The sequence below is a fragment of the Mesorhizobium sp. M1273 genome (assembly GCF_040318195.1).
In the GTDB taxonomy this organism is placed as follows: Bacteria; Pseudomonadota; Alphaproteobacteria; order Rhizobiales; family Rhizobiaceae; genus Mesorhizobium.
Genome location: NZ_JAMYLV010000005.1, coordinates 52,473 through 67,475 on the forward strand (window position 1 = coordinate 52,473; position 15,003 = coordinate 67,475).

14 protein-coding genes and 1 pseudogene are annotated in these 15,003 nt (G+C 63.0%); 3 read left to right on the forward strand and 12 right to left on the reverse strand.

Annotation, left to right across the window (positions count from 1 at the left end):
• Positions 1-44 precede the first annotated feature (44 nt).
• Entirely contained in the window at positions 45-2,072 is a 2,028-nt protein-coding gene (locus NKH30_RS07635; RefSeq protein ID WP_352994778.1) for a DUF3857 domain-containing protein, read from the reverse strand.
• Between the two features lie 206 nt (positions 2,073-2,278).
• Complete coding sequence (locus tag NKH30_RS07640) at positions 2,279-3,763, reverse strand: carboxypeptidase M32 (protein ID WP_352994781.1); 1,485 nt, start codon at positions 3,761-3,763, stop codon at positions 2,279-2,281.
• Between the two features lie 181 nt (positions 3,764-3,944).
• Here NKH30_RS07640 and NKH30_RS07645 point away from each other — a divergent pair.
• Positions 3,945-4,290, forward strand: a pseudogene (locus NKH30_RS07645) (DUF1304 domain-containing protein).
• Positions 4,291-4,368: 78 nt separating this feature from the next.
• On the opposite strand, the gene NKH30_RS07650 reads toward NKH30_RS07645, so the two are convergent.
• The 7 genes from NKH30_RS07650 to NKH30_RS07680 all read right to left on the reverse strand — a co-directional run bounded on the left by NKH30_RS07650 (position 4,369) and on the right by NKH30_RS07680 (position 10,457).
• Positions 4,369-4,665, reverse strand: coding sequence for a hypothetical protein (locus tag NKH30_RS07650; RefSeq protein ID WP_352768368.1), 297 nt, complete (start codon positions 4,663-4,665; stop codon positions 4,369-4,371).
• 366 nt (positions 4,666-5,031) lie between these two features.
• The gene (locus tag NKH30_RS07655) at positions 5,032-6,063 is read right to left on the reverse strand and encodes a peptidoglycan -binding protein (RefSeq protein ID WP_352768365.1); all 1,032 of its coding nucleotides are present in this window, start codon (positions 6,061-6,063) and stop codon (positions 5,032-5,034) included.
• A 1-nt stretch (position 6,064) separates the two neighbouring features.
• Entirely contained in the window at positions 6,065-7,090 is a 1,026-nt protein-coding gene (locus NKH30_RS07660; protein WP_352471212.1) for a MotA/TolQ/ExbB proton channel family protein, read from the reverse strand.
• A gap of 115 nt (positions 7,091-7,205) precedes the next feature.
• Positions 7,206-7,913: a PAQR family membrane homeostasis protein TrhA gene (gene trhA / locus NKH30_RS07665; protein ID WP_023678018.1), complete on the reverse strand. Its 708-nt coding sequence runs from the start codon at positions 7,911-7,913 to the stop codon at positions 7,206-7,208.
• 99 nt (positions 7,914-8,012) lie between these two features.
• Complete coding sequence (locus tag NKH30_RS07670; RefSeq protein ID WP_023678017.1) at positions 8,013-8,813, reverse strand: inositol monophosphatase family protein; 801 nt, start codon at positions 8,811-8,813, stop codon at positions 8,013-8,015.
• 81 nt (positions 8,814-8,894) lie between these two features.
• On the reverse strand, positions 8,895-9,461 hold the full coding sequence (gene efp, locus NKH30_RS07675; RefSeq protein WP_023678016.1) for an elongation factor P: 567 nt from the start codon (positions 9,459-9,461) through the stop codon (positions 8,895-8,897).
• 138 nt (positions 9,462-9,599) lie between these two features.
• Entirely contained in the window at positions 9,600-10,457 is an 858-nt protein-coding gene (locus NKH30_RS07680) for a LysR family transcriptional regulator (protein WP_352768362.1), read from the reverse strand.
• A gap of 112 nt (positions 10,458-10,569) precedes the next feature.
• Here NKH30_RS07680 and NKH30_RS07685 point away from each other — a divergent pair, with 112 nt between their 5' ends.
• Positions 10,570-11,586, forward strand: coding sequence for a zinc-dependent alcohol dehydrogenase family protein (locus NKH30_RS07685; RefSeq protein ID WP_352994785.1), 1,017 nt, complete (start codon positions 10,570-10,572; stop codon positions 11,584-11,586).
• A gap of 42 nt (positions 11,587-11,628) precedes the next feature.
• On the opposite strand, the gene NKH30_RS07690 is transcribed toward NKH30_RS07685, so the two are convergent.
• The 3 genes from NKH30_RS07690 to NKH30_RS07700 form a co-directional block, all read right to left on the reverse strand.
• Positions 11,629-12,660: a tetratricopeptide repeat protein gene (locus tag NKH30_RS07690; protein WP_352683356.1), complete on the reverse strand. Its 1,032-nt coding sequence runs from the start codon at positions 12,658-12,660 to the stop codon at positions 11,629-11,631.
• Between the two features lies 1 nt (position 12,661).
• A complete protein-coding gene (locus NKH30_RS07695; RefSeq protein ID WP_352471207.1) occupies positions 12,662-13,309 on the reverse strand; it encodes a thiamine phosphate synthase in 648 nt (215 codons plus the stop codon).
• Positions 13,310-13,485: 176 nt separating this feature from the next.
• A complete protein-coding gene (locus NKH30_RS07700) occupies positions 13,486-14,370 on the reverse strand; it encodes a DMT family transporter (RefSeq protein ID WP_352540309.1) in 885 nt (294 codons plus the stop codon).
• Positions 14,371-14,502: 132 nt separating this feature from the next.
• Between NKH30_RS07700 and NKH30_RS07705 the strand changes: the two genes are divergently transcribed.
• Positions 14,503-14,952 carry an Lrp/AsnC family transcriptional regulator gene (locus NKH30_RS07705; protein ID WP_023678010.1) on the forward strand — a complete coding sequence of 150 codons (450 nt, stop codon included), beginning with the start codon at positions 14,503-14,505 and terminating at the stop codon, positions 14,950-14,952.
• Positions 14,953-15,003: the final 51 nt, after the last annotated feature.

Here is a 15,003-nt window from a genome sequence, read left to right on the forward strand (position 1 = left end):
ATCCACTTTTCGGGATCATGGTGCCCCGCGGCGGCCGAGATTCTTCAGCTACCGAAAGCTCGGCGTTTGCCGCGTCGATAGGCGATGAACAGGGGAACGCCGACAAGCAACGACAACAAAAGCATGCTGGCGACGGTCTGTCGCTGCTCCTTTGCCGGATCGCTGAGCTGCACATCGGCAGGCGGCTCTTCATAGGTAAAATCGTACTGCCAGCGAACCTGGTCTGCGAGGTCATCGACGATTTTCAGATAATCGGCAATCGCCTTGGCCGGTACTTCAGTCGCCAGCGTCTCAAAGTTCCATTCAACTTGAAATTCGGTGGGCGTGTTGGACCAGGATGCCTTGAGAGACAGATAGGGCGTCACGACGTTTTTCATCGACTCGCCGGAAAACCTCGCCTTGAGGTTGCGCACGGTCACCTTGTGGCGGCGGTAGAACTGGGGGCCGAGGGAGACGGGCCCGGTTCGGTCGACGATTGTCGGGGTTGGAGGAGAGTTGTTGCCGAGATCGGCCGCGCGGATCGGGAAATTCTTTGCCAGATCGTTGGCCGTCAGCGCTTCCGCCGGCAAGCGATAACTTTCCTTCACGCTCACTATGTTGCCGTCGCGGCGATCCACGATTTCCGGCTTGGCGATGGTTTGGATGCCCGGATATTGCTTGTTGTAGTATTTCAGGTAGGCGTCCGACACCTCGCTCAGCGACCGGCTGGCGAAATTGCCGCGCATCCAATCGGCATCGGCGTCCTCATATGTCGAGAAGACCGTCAGCACGAGGGGATCGCCCGGTCTCCGCGGAAAGTCGAATTCCTCGGCGATCTGGATCGATGGGCTGGTAAGCACAGGGCTCGGCATCTTCTCCAACCCGCCGGTGCTGGAAAGCGGCAGCGCGAAGCCGTAGTCGGGCTGTGCGAGATTGTGCGCCCCGCCGCCCTGAAGATAGTTCGTGGCGTCCAGCCAATATGTCTTTGCTCCGATCCTTGCCTTGACGATGGCATGGTCGAAATCGCGGAGCGCCGGCAGATGCTGGTCCAGGGCCCGTCCCTCGTCGAGATCGGCCAAGGCGACCTCGGCAGCAATGCCAAGCCGCACAAGCGACGAAACCAGCAGCAGGGCCTTGTCCTTGCAGTCACCGAACCCGCTCAGGATGACCGTCGCGGGATCACGCGGAACGTAGGAACCGGCACCCATCGACAGGCTTACATAGCGGATCTGGTCCTGCACCAGCCGCATTGCCTCGACCATCCGGTCTTCGGGCACCGGATGCCGCAGAGCGATGTCGTCGAGCTTTGCGGCAAAAGCCGGGGGAAAAACGGTCGCTGGCTTGTAATAGGGCGCAACGGCATCGACCACACTTTGCCAATTCGCGGTAGACGCGACATCGATGGAGCCCCAGCCTGGATAGGTCACGGGCAGGTTGTCCTCGACATTGACCGGTTTCGGGTTTGGAATCTCCCATAGATAGGTGGTGTCCGGTCCAGTCGGGGAGATTGAGGGCTTGAGTCGGGTTCCCCGTGTCTTGATCTGGAGCGGCTGGTCCGAAGGCCAAATGATGCTTGTGCGGATAAGCGCTACCGGCTCTTCCCATTCGGTGGAGAAATTCTTGAAGAAAAGGTCCTTGCCGACCAGCGGCGTTATCTCATAGGTCGACCCGTAGTCGACGATGTCGCCGGTGCGCACATCATCGATGTTGACATGTGCTGTCAGCCAGCCGTCGAAGACACCCTTCTCGGCGTCTCTTTCCCTGCGGAAGATGTCGAATTCGACACCTTCCAGCCGGTCCAAAACGGCGCCATCGCGGATGATGTGAAGATGGTTGAGCGTGACCTTGTGCCGGGACGGATCGAACTGCAGATCGATACTCGCGCCACGATCCAGGCCGGGACGGTCGACGATTTTATAGACGGTGCGCGAGTACTCGACATAGCCGCCGGCGCGATGCGTGATCTGGTCGTCCGAGAGCAGCCATGAAACGCCATTCTTGATTTGATCCGATCGGGTGGGATCGGCAGCCGGAATATCAAGCTGCTTTACCCAGCTTTCTGCCGGCCCCTTGAGAACCATGTCGTCGGCCATGGCCGGAGAACTCAGGCCGATCAATAAGATGAAAAATACCAAGCGGGGCCAGAAAGACTTCATCCTATGAAAACTGTAACAGACAGACATCTACGCTCGCCCAACTTGGAAGAACTCCTTTTTCAGAGGCTTTCCCACCAAAGTAAAGGCCAGTTTCGCGGATTTCTGCAGTCACCGCGGCAAGAACCTGGAATAGACGAAGCGGCTCAGTTCCCGTACCGCTTCTTCAGGTGATCGGTGAAATGCACGGCATTGAGCTTTTCGCCGGTAGCGCGTTCGAGCAGTTCTGGCGTCGACCAGCGCGAGCCTTGCGACCAGATCCTTTTGCGGCGCCAGTCGTTGATCGCGGCGAAATCTCCCTTGGCGAGGTCTTCGTCGGCTGAAGGATGATCCCTGGTCAGCGCCGCCCATTGCTGCGCCGCCATCATGGCGCCCAGCGTGTAGGAGGGGAAATAGCCGAAGGCGGCACCCGGCCAGTGGACGTCCTGCATCGGACCATCAGCCGGATTGTCTGATGTCGACAGGCCGAGATAATCGCGCATCTTGGCATCCCAGGCTTCGGGCAGGTCGGCTGCTTCCAGCCGTCCCGAGACAAGCTCCTGCTCCAGCTCGTAACGCAGGATGACGTGCAGCGGATAGGTGACCTCGTCGGCATCGACGCGGATCAGGCCGCGCTCGACCCGGTGCACATGCGGCAGGATGTCGTCGATCCTCCAGCGCTCGCCGAGGTGTCTTTCGACCACCGGCAGCGCCCAGCGCCAGAATTCTGGATTGCGGCCGATCTGCTTTTCGACGAACAGGCTCTGGCTTTCATGCACCGCCATACCGCGCGCTCTGCCGAGCGGCCAGTGCGCCCACGCCTTCGGCAGATTCTGCTCGTACAGCGCATGGCCGGTCTCGTGCAGCACGCCCATCAGCGCCGACAGGAAATCCGAGGTCTTGTAGCGGGTGGTGATGCGCACGTCGCTCGGCACGCCGCCGCAGAACGGATGGTGCGAAACCGACAGCGAGCCGTGGGTGAGGTCGAAGCCGACTGCCGCCATCATGGCGAGGCCGAGCTCGCGCTGTTTGTCCAAGGGGTAGCTGCCGGAAAGCGGCTTCAGCGGATGTTTCGCCAGCCGCTCTTCCTGCACGGCCAGTGCCTCCGGCACGAAACCTTTCAGGAAGGTCTTCAACTCGGCAAACACAGGCGTGACGTCGGCGGTGCGATTGCCCGGATCATATTGCTCCATCAGCGCGTCGTAAGGCTCGAGCCCGAGCACCTCGGCGCGAAGGGCCGCCTCCTCGCGGACCAGCGCCACGACGCCTTCCAGCGCCGGCAGGAAGCCGGCCCAGTCGTTCTTGGCGCGCAGGTCGCGCCAGAGCTGCTCGGAGCGCATCCGCGCGGTCGTCTGGCGCTCGACGAACTCGACCGGCAGGCAGGTCAGGTTGGTGTGTTGCCGGCGGAATTCCCTGACCGCGGCCTGCTGCTCTTCGTTCAGCGCTTCCTGCTCGGCCGCCGCGATCCAGTCGGCAATCTCCGGCGCAGTCGCCCGGGCATGGTGCATGCCGGCAAGCGCCGACATTGCCTCTGCGCGCTTCTCGCCGCCGCCGACCGCCATATGGGTCGCCTCGTCGGCGCCGAGGATGGCGAGGGCGTGTTCCAGCGCTTCGAGCTTGTGGCCGAGGTCGTCGAGTTTTTGAAAGGACATTGTGGGTTCCGCTGATTTGACGGCGGGAAAAGATACCAATGCAAAGCTATTGGCAACCCCGAAGCCGTCCGCGATCGACGCATTGACTGCCGGCTGCAACGGCCGAAAAGCATCTCGCGGAAGCGGTGGCGTGCGTGATCAATGTCATCCGCGGCGGCAGACCGCGATGGGGAGACGAAACATGATCGCCAATGTGCTGGTCGGGCTGGTGGCCGTGATCCACCTCTGCATCGTCTATCTGGAGATGGTGCTGTGGGACACGCCGCGCGGCCATATGGTATTCAGGCTGACGCCGGAATTCGCCAGGGGCCTCGAAAGTGCTTGCTGCCAATCAGGGGCTTTACAACGGCTTTCTCGCAGCCGGCCTGATCTGGGGCTTTACCTCGGCGAAGCCGGTTTTCAGTAGTCTTCTTCCTGCTCTGCGTCGCCGTCGCCGGCCTTTACGGCGCGGCAACGGCGGCCGCAAAATCCTCTTCATCGAGACAGTGCCGGCAGTACTGGCGCTGATCGCGCCGGCGTTGGACTAGCGCATGATCCCTGAACCGAAAGCTGGAAAAGGATTATGGGCAAATCAATTGCCACAGCGCCGGGCATTGCGGCCGATTTCAGCCGCCTGGATAAGTTGGGCCATAGCCGTTGGGATAGTATCCGCCATCGGCGCCGTTGCCGATGAGGAAGGCACTGCCGGTGTCAGCGCGCAGCTTTTGGCTGATATCGTCGAGCTGCGCCATCAACTGCTGATATTGCGTGCTCGGCATCGTTCCACGGCGAGCGGCCCTCTGGGCGGCCCGATCGAGCTGAGCGACCTGCGTGCGCAAGTCACGTGCCTCGCCCGGCTCGAGCTTGTTCGCCCGGATGGCGCCCTGGATACCCGCCTCCACGCTCTGGATCTGATTGATCAAGGCCGTCTCACGCGGGCCGGCGTAAGCGCCAGCAAACGGAACGGCGAGGAGAAGTGTGGCGAGCGTAGCAGTCCTGAGATTCCTGGGAGCGAAGAAGCGCATGGTTGCGTCTCCTTTACTGGGGAAGGCGGTGGTTGGGAGGGTCCTGCCTTCCGGCCGCGGGCCGTCAGGTTCCGTCGCGTCGCGATGAGCGGTTCCACCGCCGGCGGTTCTCGGCCCATGACCAAGGCTAAAAGGCCATGGCGGCAAAGTGTAATTAAAAAAAGGTAATTTTTTCAGTTCTTGCCGCTGCCGTACCAGTGCCCTAAATGCCGCCGACTTGAGCCGGCTCGACCTGGCGCATGATACAAGCCAAAGGCTTGCAGATCACCGCTCGGTCAGCTTCAACTCGATGCGGCGGTTCTTGTTGCGCGCCTCTTCGGAATCGGCGGGGTCGAGCGGCTGGAATTCGCCGAAGCCGGCCGCGACCAGCCGGTTGGCCGGCACGCCGTTCTCGATCAGGAACTTGACCACCGATGTCGAGCGCGCCGTCGACAATTCCCAATTGTCGCGGTAGCGGCCGGTACCGGAGAGCGGCTTGTTGTCGGTGTGGCCATCGACGCGCAGCACCCAGTTGATCTCCGGCGGGATTTCCTTTTGCAATTCGATGATGGCATCGGCAAGCTTCTTCATCTCGAGCTTGCCGGCATCGTTGATCACCTCGGAGCCGGTCGGGAAAAGCACTTCCGACTGGAAGACGAAGCGGTCGCCGACGATGCGGATGTTCTCGCGGTCGGCAAGAATTTCACGCAAGCGGCCGAAGAAATCGGAGCGGTAGCGGTTTAGCTCCTGCACGCGTTGCGCCAGTGCGACATTGAGGCGGCGGCCGAGATCGGCGATCTTGGTGTTGGATTCGCGGTCGCGCGTTTCGGACACGTCGAGCGCTTGTTCGAGCGCTGCGATCTGCCTGCGCAGCGCCGAAATCTGCTGGTTGAGGATCTCGACCTGGCTCAGCGCCTGCTGGCTGATCTGGCGCTGGCTGTCGAGCTCGCCGGAAAGTGCCGTCGCGCGCTGGTTGGCGGCATCGCCGGCACCGGCGCCTTGCGCCAGCAATTGCTCGAGCCGGCTCTTTTCCGCCTCCGATGCAGACAGCGATGCCTGCAAATTGGCAAGGGTGTCCTCCTTGTCCTGCGTCGTCGAGCGCTCCAGCGCCAGAAGCTGGGTCAACTCGTTGATCTGCGAATTGAGGCGGTTGAGCACCGTGTCCTTGCCGGAGATCTCGCGGCCGAGCAGGAACTGCGCCAGCACGAAAACAGTCAGCAGGAACATGATCGCCAACAACAGCGTCGACAGCGCATCGACGAACCCCGGCCAGTAATCGATGCGGCGGTCGGAGCGCCGGCCTCGTGCCAACGCCACGTCAATGCACTCCAGGCTTCTTCAAGGCGTCGGCGATCTTCTCCAGGGTGTTGCGCATCGCCTTCTGCTCGTCCGACTGGGCCTCGACCCAGTCGCGCATGATCTGCTGTTCCGAGCGCATGTTCTTGACCAGGCCGGAAATGCCGTCGGCGAGATTGGCCATGGCGGTGGCGACGCGCGGATTGGAGCCGCCGCCATTCTCCTGCAGAGTGCGCAGCTTTTCCGACAACAGCCGGATTTCCTCGGAGGGTTCGGTCTTGGCCGTGTCGGCAACGACGATGTCGGAGGACAGGTCGGTGACCGAGGACAGCCAGTTTTCGAGTTCGGTATAGAAGCGCGTCTGGGCGCGGCCGGCCTGCAGGTCGAGGAAGCCGAGCACCAGCGAGCCGGAGAGGCCGAACAGAGAGGACGAGAAGGCGGTGCCCATGCCGGCCAACGGAGCGGAAAGCCCCTGCTTCAGGGATTCGAGCACGGCCGCGGCATCGCCGGTGCCGGGATCGAGCGACTCGATGGTTTCGCGGATCGAGCCGATCGTGTTGAGCAGGCCCCAGAAGGTGCCGAGCAGGCCGAGGAACACCAGCAGTCCGACAAGATAGCGCGACGTGTCGCGGCTTTCGTCGAGCCGGGTGGCGATCGAATCCAGCATGGTGCGCATCGAACTGGTCGAGAAGGCAATCGTCGAGGAGCGGCCGATCATCGCCTTCATCGGCGCCAGCAGCACCGGTTCGGTGGTTTCGGAGCCGGCGCGGAACGAGTTGACCCAGCGCACCTCGCGGAACAGCCGGCCGACCTGGACGAAGGCCAGCAGGATGCCGACCGCCAGCACGCCGATGATCAGGCCGTTGAGGCCGGGATTGGTGACGAAGGCGGTCGAGATCTGGCGCGTCAGGATGGCGGCGATAAAGGCCACGATGAACAGAAAGATCACCATGGTCAGCAGAAACACCTGCGGGCTCGACAATTTGTGCGGATCGTAGATCAGAACGTCGGAGCGCCTGCCCATGCCGAAGGATCTGAGAAGAGTCATCCGTGCCCCGTTTCCGATGCCGTCGCCGCCGATCAATTTGTGTTTGCGACTCTAAACGGAATTGTGACGAAATTGAATGGCGCTTGGCAATATTGCCACTGTCCGCGACCGGAGGTCAAAGCCGGTTGATGACCAGGCAGTCGACCATGGCGGCCAGATGCAGGCCGGCGCCGGTGACGACAAAGCCATGCCACAGCGCATTGTGGAAACGCAGGCCCTTCCAGGCGAAGAAGATCACGCCACAGGAGTAGACGATGCCGCCGGCAACGATGAGCGCGATCGAAGTCGCCGGCAGCGTCCGCACGAGCGGCTCCACCAGAACGATACCGCTCCAGCCGATGGCTAGGTAGAAGACGATCGCCAGCCGGTCGAAACGGCCGGGAAGAAAGACCTTGATGGCGATGCCGACCGCCGCGGCGGTCCAGACCAGCACGATCATGGAAACGGCCAGCGGCGAGCCGCCGAGCTGCGCCAGGAAAGGCGTGTAGGTGGCAGCGATCAGCAGATAGATCGCGGCATGGTCGAAGCGCCGCAATATCCATTTTGCCGGCGACGACACCGGCCAGACATTGTAGGCCAGCGAAACCGACAGCACGGTGAGCAGCGAGACTACATAGAAGGCGGCGGCGACGTATTCGCCGGGGCCGGTTCGATAGGCGGCCAGTGCCAGCAGCGTCGAGCCGGCAGCGATCGCCAGCACGATGCCCACGGCGTGGACAATGCCGTCGGCGATGATCTCGGCGCGCGAGTAATGCCAGCGCCCCATGAAGGGAATGTCGAGCTGGGAGAGTTCGCTCTGGGGTTGGGGCCGGCTGTTCGTCATCGATGATCCTGCGCCACCTTATCTGGGCGGCCGCGGGACAGTATTTCAAGCTTTGGTTGCGGTTTTGCGACTGCGGCGGTTCAGCGCGGTGTGCCTCTATCAGCCGGCTGAGAGTGGCCTTTTGATAGTCTTCAACAGCGCGCGCTGGATGAGTTCGTTGCCGGCGACCAGTGAACCGGCGTTCAGCACATCCTGTCCCCCGGCGAAATCGGAGACGAAACCGCCTGCCTCGCGGATCAGCAAAATGCCGGCGGCGACATCCCAGGCCGACAGGCCGGTTTCCCAGAACCCGTCCATGCGGCCAGCGGCGACGTAGGCGAGATCGAGCGAGGCGGAGCCGAGACGGCGGACGCCAGAGACCTCGGCCATGACATTGCGCAACTCGATGAGGAAATTGCCGTGCTGGCCACGCCCGAGATGCGGCATGCCGCAGCCGATCACCGCATCGACCAGCTTGGTGCGGCCGGCGACGCGCAGCCGGCGGTCGTTCATGAAAGCGCCGCCGCCGCGCTCGGCGGTATAGAGCTCATCCATCGCCGGATTGTAGACGACGCCGGCGACGATCTGGCCCTGGCGCTCCAGCGCGATCGAAACGGCAAAGAGCGGAATGCCGTGCAGGAAATTGGTGGTGCCGTCGAGCGGGTCGACGATCCAGCGGTGCTGGCCGTCGTCGCCCTCGATCACGCCGCGTTCCTCCATCAGGAAGGCGTAGCCGGGCCGCGCCTTGGAGAGTTCGGCAAAGACGATGTCTTCGGCCTTGCGGTCGGCCTGGCTGACATAGTCGCCCGGCCCCTTCATCGAGACCTGCAGGTTCTGCACTTCGCCGAAATCACGCGACAGCGAGCGGCCGGCCTTCATTGCGGCCTGGACCATGACATTGAGGATCGCGGAACGCGCCATTGCTGTTCTTCCTGTCGCTGCGCCTATTTGCCTTGACGCATGATCTTATCCAAAAAGTCTGCAACTCTTTGGGATCACGCCTTAGTCGGCGCGGCGCACGTAAGTGATTTCGTTGGTATCGACGATGATGCGCTCGCCCGAGCCGATGAACGGCGGCACCAGCACGCGGATGCCGTTTTCGAGTATCGCCGGCTTGTAGGACGAGGCTGCCGTCTGGCCCCTCACCACCGGGTCGGCCTCGGTGATGGTCAGCGTCACCTGGTCGGGCAGCGAAATGCCGATCGGCCTTTCGTCATAGAGCTGGACCGTCACCATCATGCCGTCCTGCAGGAAGGCGGCGCGATCGCCGACGAACTCCTTTTGCAATTCGAGCTGCTCGTAGCTTTCGGTGTCCATGAACACCAGCGCGTCGCCCTGCTCGTAGAGGAAGGAAAAATCCTTCAGATCGAGCCGGATCTGCTCGACCGTCTCGGCCGAACGGAAGCGCTCGTTGAGCTTGGTGCCGTTGATCAGGTTCTTGAGTTCGACCTGGTTGTAGGCGCCGCCCTTGCCGGGTTTGACGGTGTTGGTCCTGACCGCCACCCAAAGGCCGCCATCATGCTCGATGACGTTGCCGGGACGGATTTCGTTGCCATTGATCTTGGCCATGGTGAGGTGATCCGGAAATGAGATGATCGCCGCAAAGGGCAATTTGGCGCCTCCAAGACCACAAATCGCCAGCAGAGGCAAGGAGCGCCTTCCGATGAAGCGGGAACGAAGCTGGCCCGGCAGCGCGGCGTGGCGGCCTCAGTCCGTCCTGACAGTCGCGGTGACGGCCTCGGTCACTGCGTCGGCGACCTCTCTCAAAAGATGCAGGTGCGGCGAACGCAGGACGACAATTCGCAGCGACAGCTCGAGGCCGGGAGCGTCGACCAGGGCAATGCCCTGCGGCAGCTTTTCCCGCAGCAGCCGCCTGGGCAGCAGGCCAAGGCCTTGGCCTCGACGAACCCAGTCGATCTGCAGCGCGCTGTCCTGAATCTCGGCGCCGACCATCAACCTGTGGCCGCCCTCGGCCAGGGCAGCCGCCAGCCGCCGGCGCGCGTCGCAAGGCTCAGGGCTGAGGATCCAGGGCATGGTCTTGACGTCGGCTTGCCGGACAGTGCTTTCGGCAGCGATGACGCCGAGGGCCTCGGTTCCGACAACGCCGTCGCCAGCTTTGGAATTGCTGCCGTCCAGGATGACGGCGAGGTCAAGCTGTCCGCGCTTGTGCTGGTCGGCCAGCTCAAGGCTCCAGCCGCTCTTCAGACGCAGCGAGACCTTCGGAAACCGCGCCACGGCATCACCGATGGCAGCGGCCACGGCTTTGTCGCAAAGTCCATGCGCGAGGCCGAGCCGCAGCAGGCCCTCCGGCTCGTCGCCCTTGGCGAATGATCTCAGCGCGTCGACGGCGGCGAGAATGTCCTTGCCGCGTGCCAGCACTTCTACGCCGGCCGGGGTCAGTCGCGACGGCTTTAGCCGGCGGTCGAGCAATTCCGTGCCGAGCATCTCCTCCAGCCGCTGGATCTGGCGGGTGACGGCCGGCTGCGTCAACGGCAGGCGTTGCGCCACCTTCTGAATCGAACCCTCCTCGGCAAAGAGGGCCAGTGTTTTCAGTTCTTCAAGCACGACACACCCGAACATGTCATAGAAGCATAATTATGCTGAACATTATGAATTTGAAATCCGGTGGATGGCAAGCGATTTTCCTCTGGCAGGACCCAGCTGAAAAGGAACGACGATGAAAGCGATCGAATTGCAGAGCCCGGGCGGCCTCAAGAGCCTCAGAATGGTCGAGCGGCCGATGCCTGAACCGGGGCGCCAGGAGATGATTGTGAAGGTCAAGGCGACGGCGCTGAACTACCGCGATGCCGAGATCGTCCGCGGCAGCTATCACACGAAGTTTGCATTGCCGCTGGTGCCGCTGTCGGACGGCGTCGGCGAAGTCGTTGCCATCGGCGCCGAGGTCAGCCGGTTCAAGATCGGCGACCGGGTCTGCGGCACGTTCTGGCAACGCTGGGTCGGCGGCAGTTTCGCGATGGCCGAGCCCTCCTATCAACGTGGCGGCCCGATCGACGGGCTGCTCAGCGAATTTGCCCGGCTCGACGAACAGGCGGCGGTGCTGGCGCCGGCCAATCTGAGCGACCTCGAGGCGGCGACGCTGCCATGCGCCGGCGTGACGGCATGGCACGCGCTGTTTACGGAAGGCAGCGTCAAACCCGGCGACACCGTGTTTTGCCTCGGCACCGGCGGCGTTTCGCTGTTTGCGGTGCAGTTCGCCGCCGCTGCCGGGGCGCGCGTCATCGTGACGTCGAGCAGCGATGAGAAGCTTGCGCGGGCAAAGCAACTTGGCGCGCAGGATGGCGTGAACTATCGCAGCGTCCCCGATTGGGCATCGGCCGTGCTGGGATTGACGGATGGCCGCGGCGCCGACCATATCATCGAGGTTGGCGGACCGCAGAGTTTTGCACAATCGCTGAGGGCAACGGCGCGCGGCGCCCAGATCAACGTCATCGGCTATCTCGGCGGCAGTGACGGCGCCATCAACCCGCTCGACATCTTCCGCCGGCAGGTCCGGGCGCGAGGCATACCGGTGGGCTCACGCGAATCCTTCGAGGCGATGAACCGAGCCATTGTCGTCAACCGGTTGAGACCGGTGATCGACCGGGTCGTGCCATGGAGCCGGGCCGCCGAAGCCTTTCGGTACCTTGAACACGGCTCGCCCTTCGGCAAGGTCGTGCTCGATCATACCCAATGAGCCCGCCTGACGAGCCCGGTGCGATGAGTCTCGAGACCGCGGTCAGGGCAGGCGGTTGGCCCGTTGCAGCGCCTGCTGCGTCTGGTCGTCGGTCAGGCCCTGCAGGAAATCGTCCATCTCTTGGTCGATGAGCCCGGCGCGGCGGGCGACAACATACCAGGCGCCAGCGAGGATCAGATCCGGGTCGGTGCCGATGCCGTTCATGTAGAGCTTGGCGAGACGGTTCTGGGCGGCGACATTGCCGCCCTCGGCGGCCTGCTTCATCCAGTTGAAGCCGGATTTCAGGTCGCGGGCGCCGCCGCGCCCCTCGATCATCCAGGTTGCGAGATCGATCTGTGCCGTGTCGTAGTTCTGCCGCGCGGCCTGTGCCAGCAGGCTGCGGGCGCGGACATCGTCGCGCGGCTTGCCGCCGGCGCCATTGGCGTAGACCTGTGCCATCGCATATTGTGCGTCGGCAAGCCCGGTCGCGGCAGCGCGCTCGTAATAGGATACGGCTTTGGCAATACCGGCATCGCCGGGCTCCTGTTCGACCATCAGCTGCGCAAAATTGAACTGCGCCAGGCGGTTGCCGGCCTCGGCGGCGGCCTGCATCAGCGCATAGGCCTCCTTCTCGTCCTTTTTGACGTAGCGGCCGTCGAGCAGCATCAGTGCATACTGGAATTGCGATTCCGGGACGCCCTGCTCGGCGGCAAGCGCATACCACTTCGCCGCCCCTGCCGCGTCGACCGGCACGCCGAGGCCGCGCGACAATATCTCGGCCACCAGCGTCTGTGCCGCCGGATCGCCGTTTTGAGCGCGCGAAAGCGCAAGGTTGTAGGCCGTCTTGTAGAGCCCGCGCTGAAAGGCGCCGTAGGCAGCATCGGACGGCTTTGCGCCGAAGCGGTCGGGGTTGATGGTGTCGGCCGACGGCAACGGGGTGGTGGTGGCGGGCTGCGGCAATTGTGCGGCGATCGGCTTGTCGGCAGGTTCGCTGGAATCCGGCCTGGGCTGCGGCAGCGGAACGGGTTCCGCCGCTATCGCCTGCGTCACGGCCGTTGCAAGAAAGGCGCTGAAAAGGATTTTCCGCGAGAGCACGTCAGTCCTCGAAGCGCGGCGCGGTTTCGTCGAGCAGCGCGTTGGCGGCGGCGACCGCCATCTTCGGATCGACGCCGTCGGCGAAAACGGCGCTGGACAGTGCCACGAATTCAGCGCCGGTGGCGGCGACCGCTTCCACCGAGGCAAGATCCGATCCGGCCATGACGATGCAGGGGATCTGGATGACGTCCGCCCACCATTGCCCGAGCGACAGGTTGCGGGGGTGCGGCTCAGGCTTGTTGTCGTAACCGAAACGGCCGAAGAAAATGTAATCAGGCCTGACCTCGCCGAGTTCCAGCGCATCGTCGCGGGTCTTGGCGCCGCCGGTGCCGACCATCATCCTGGCCTGGAAGTGTTCGATCGTTTCGGCGAGCTCGTCCTTGCCGACCTCGACATGAATGCCGTCGGCCTGGACGCGGCCGGCGATGCGGGTGTCGCCGGCAATGATGACCGCAATGCCGGCCGCTTGCGCCACCGGCACGATCTGTTCGGCAAAGGCTTGGAAAGAGGCCTCGTCCATACCGTTTTCCGGCAGGATAAGCGAGGCGACGTCACCGCCCTCGAAGGCCGCGGCGATGCGCTCGGCCGGCACGTTCGGCGGCGCGATCAGCACGATACGGCAGCGGTTGGGCGGCGTTGCGTCATTCATTGGTGTTCGATCCCGGTTATCGCCTATGCCGGGCGAAGATGGTTGCATTGCGGCATAGAGCAAAGTGCGGGGATTGAACAGGCGGCAGGGGGATCACGATTGCCGTCAACGATTCCATAGGGCTCGGCGCATGACTGCCGTTGGCCGAAATTCTCCTCGCCTGGTCGCCTGCGGCCCTACGCAGGCACCTTCGATTTCCACAGCGACCAGCCGAGATTCATGCCGGCCGCGGCGACCAGGATGGCGGCGGCGCCGACGATCTGCGCCGGATGCAGCCGATGGCCGAAGGCGACGACATCGACGAGGATGGCGACGACGGGATAGATGAAGGACAGCGATCCCTGCAGATGCGTCGGCAGCTTCTGGATGGCGCCGTACATGAGGATGTACATCAGGCCGGTATGGACGATGCCGAGCGTCGCCAGCATGACCCAGCTTCGCGCATCGGCGGGAAGGTGGGTGAGATTGGCGAAGGGTGCCAGCATGAGAACGCCGACGCAGACCTGGATCAGGGCGATCAGGTGCGGCGGCGTGCCTTTGAGCTTCTTGGTGACGATAGCCGCAACGGCCCAGAAGAAAGCCGCGGCCAGCGCCATCGCAATGCCGGTAAAGTAATCCGTACCATGATCGCCTGCATCGGGCGCGGCCTGCACGATCAGCAGCATGCCGGCAAAGGCGATGCCGAGCCAGGTCAGCTTGGTCACCGTCAGCCGTTCGGAGAAGAAGAGCGCGCCAAAACCTACCAGCATGAAGGGCTGTGTGTTGTAAACGGCCGTGGCGATCGAGATCGACGCGCGGGAAAACGCGCTGAACAGCAACAGCCAGTTGATAACGATGGCAGCACCGCCGAGAGCCGCGATCGCGACGATGCGAAGCGACAGCCTGCCACGCAGCAGTCCCAGCGCCGCGCAGATGATCAGCAGCGTTACCGCCCCGAAAGCACAGCGCCAGAACACCACGTCCATGATGGGCTGGCCGGAAAGCACGACGAACCAGCCGATCGTGCCGAGGATCGCCATCGCCGCCGTCATTTCGATCGTGCCGCGTACCGTGTTGTCCATGGATGCTCCTGAAACCCGTTGAGATTTTATAATCCCACGGCGGATCGGGTATTTCCATGACTTGCAGCTGGTGATATGCAGGACGAACCTCATTTAATTAGGTAGACATCGGCTTTTTCTTGGAATTGTAAAATGCTGGACGAACTCGACAGAAAGCTCCTCGATATCCTGGTCAAGGATTCACGGACCTCGCTGAAGGAACTGGCGCTGCAGGTCGGGTTGTCGTCGCCAAGCGTTTCGGAGCGGCTTCGGCGGCTTGAGGATCGCGGCGTCATCCGCGCGTTCACCATTGACATCGATCCGCAGGCGCTCGGCTACGCCTTGCAGGCGATCGTTCGCATCCGGCCATTGCCGGGCAAGCTGCACATCGTCCAGAAGCTGATCGAGGAAATCCCGGAATTCGGCGAATGCGACAAGGTGACGGGCGATGACTGCTTCGTTGCCCGGCTGTTCGTCCGCTCGATCGGCGAGCTCGACGGGATTCTCGACCGCATCGCCGACAAGGCCGAAACCAGCACCGCCATCATCAAGGCGCAGCCGATCCGGAGACGCCCGCCGCCGCTCGACATGCCAAACATGTGACGGGTTTCGGTGGCGTGGCCCACATATTTGCGGTCGCGGTCTGGCCATTTC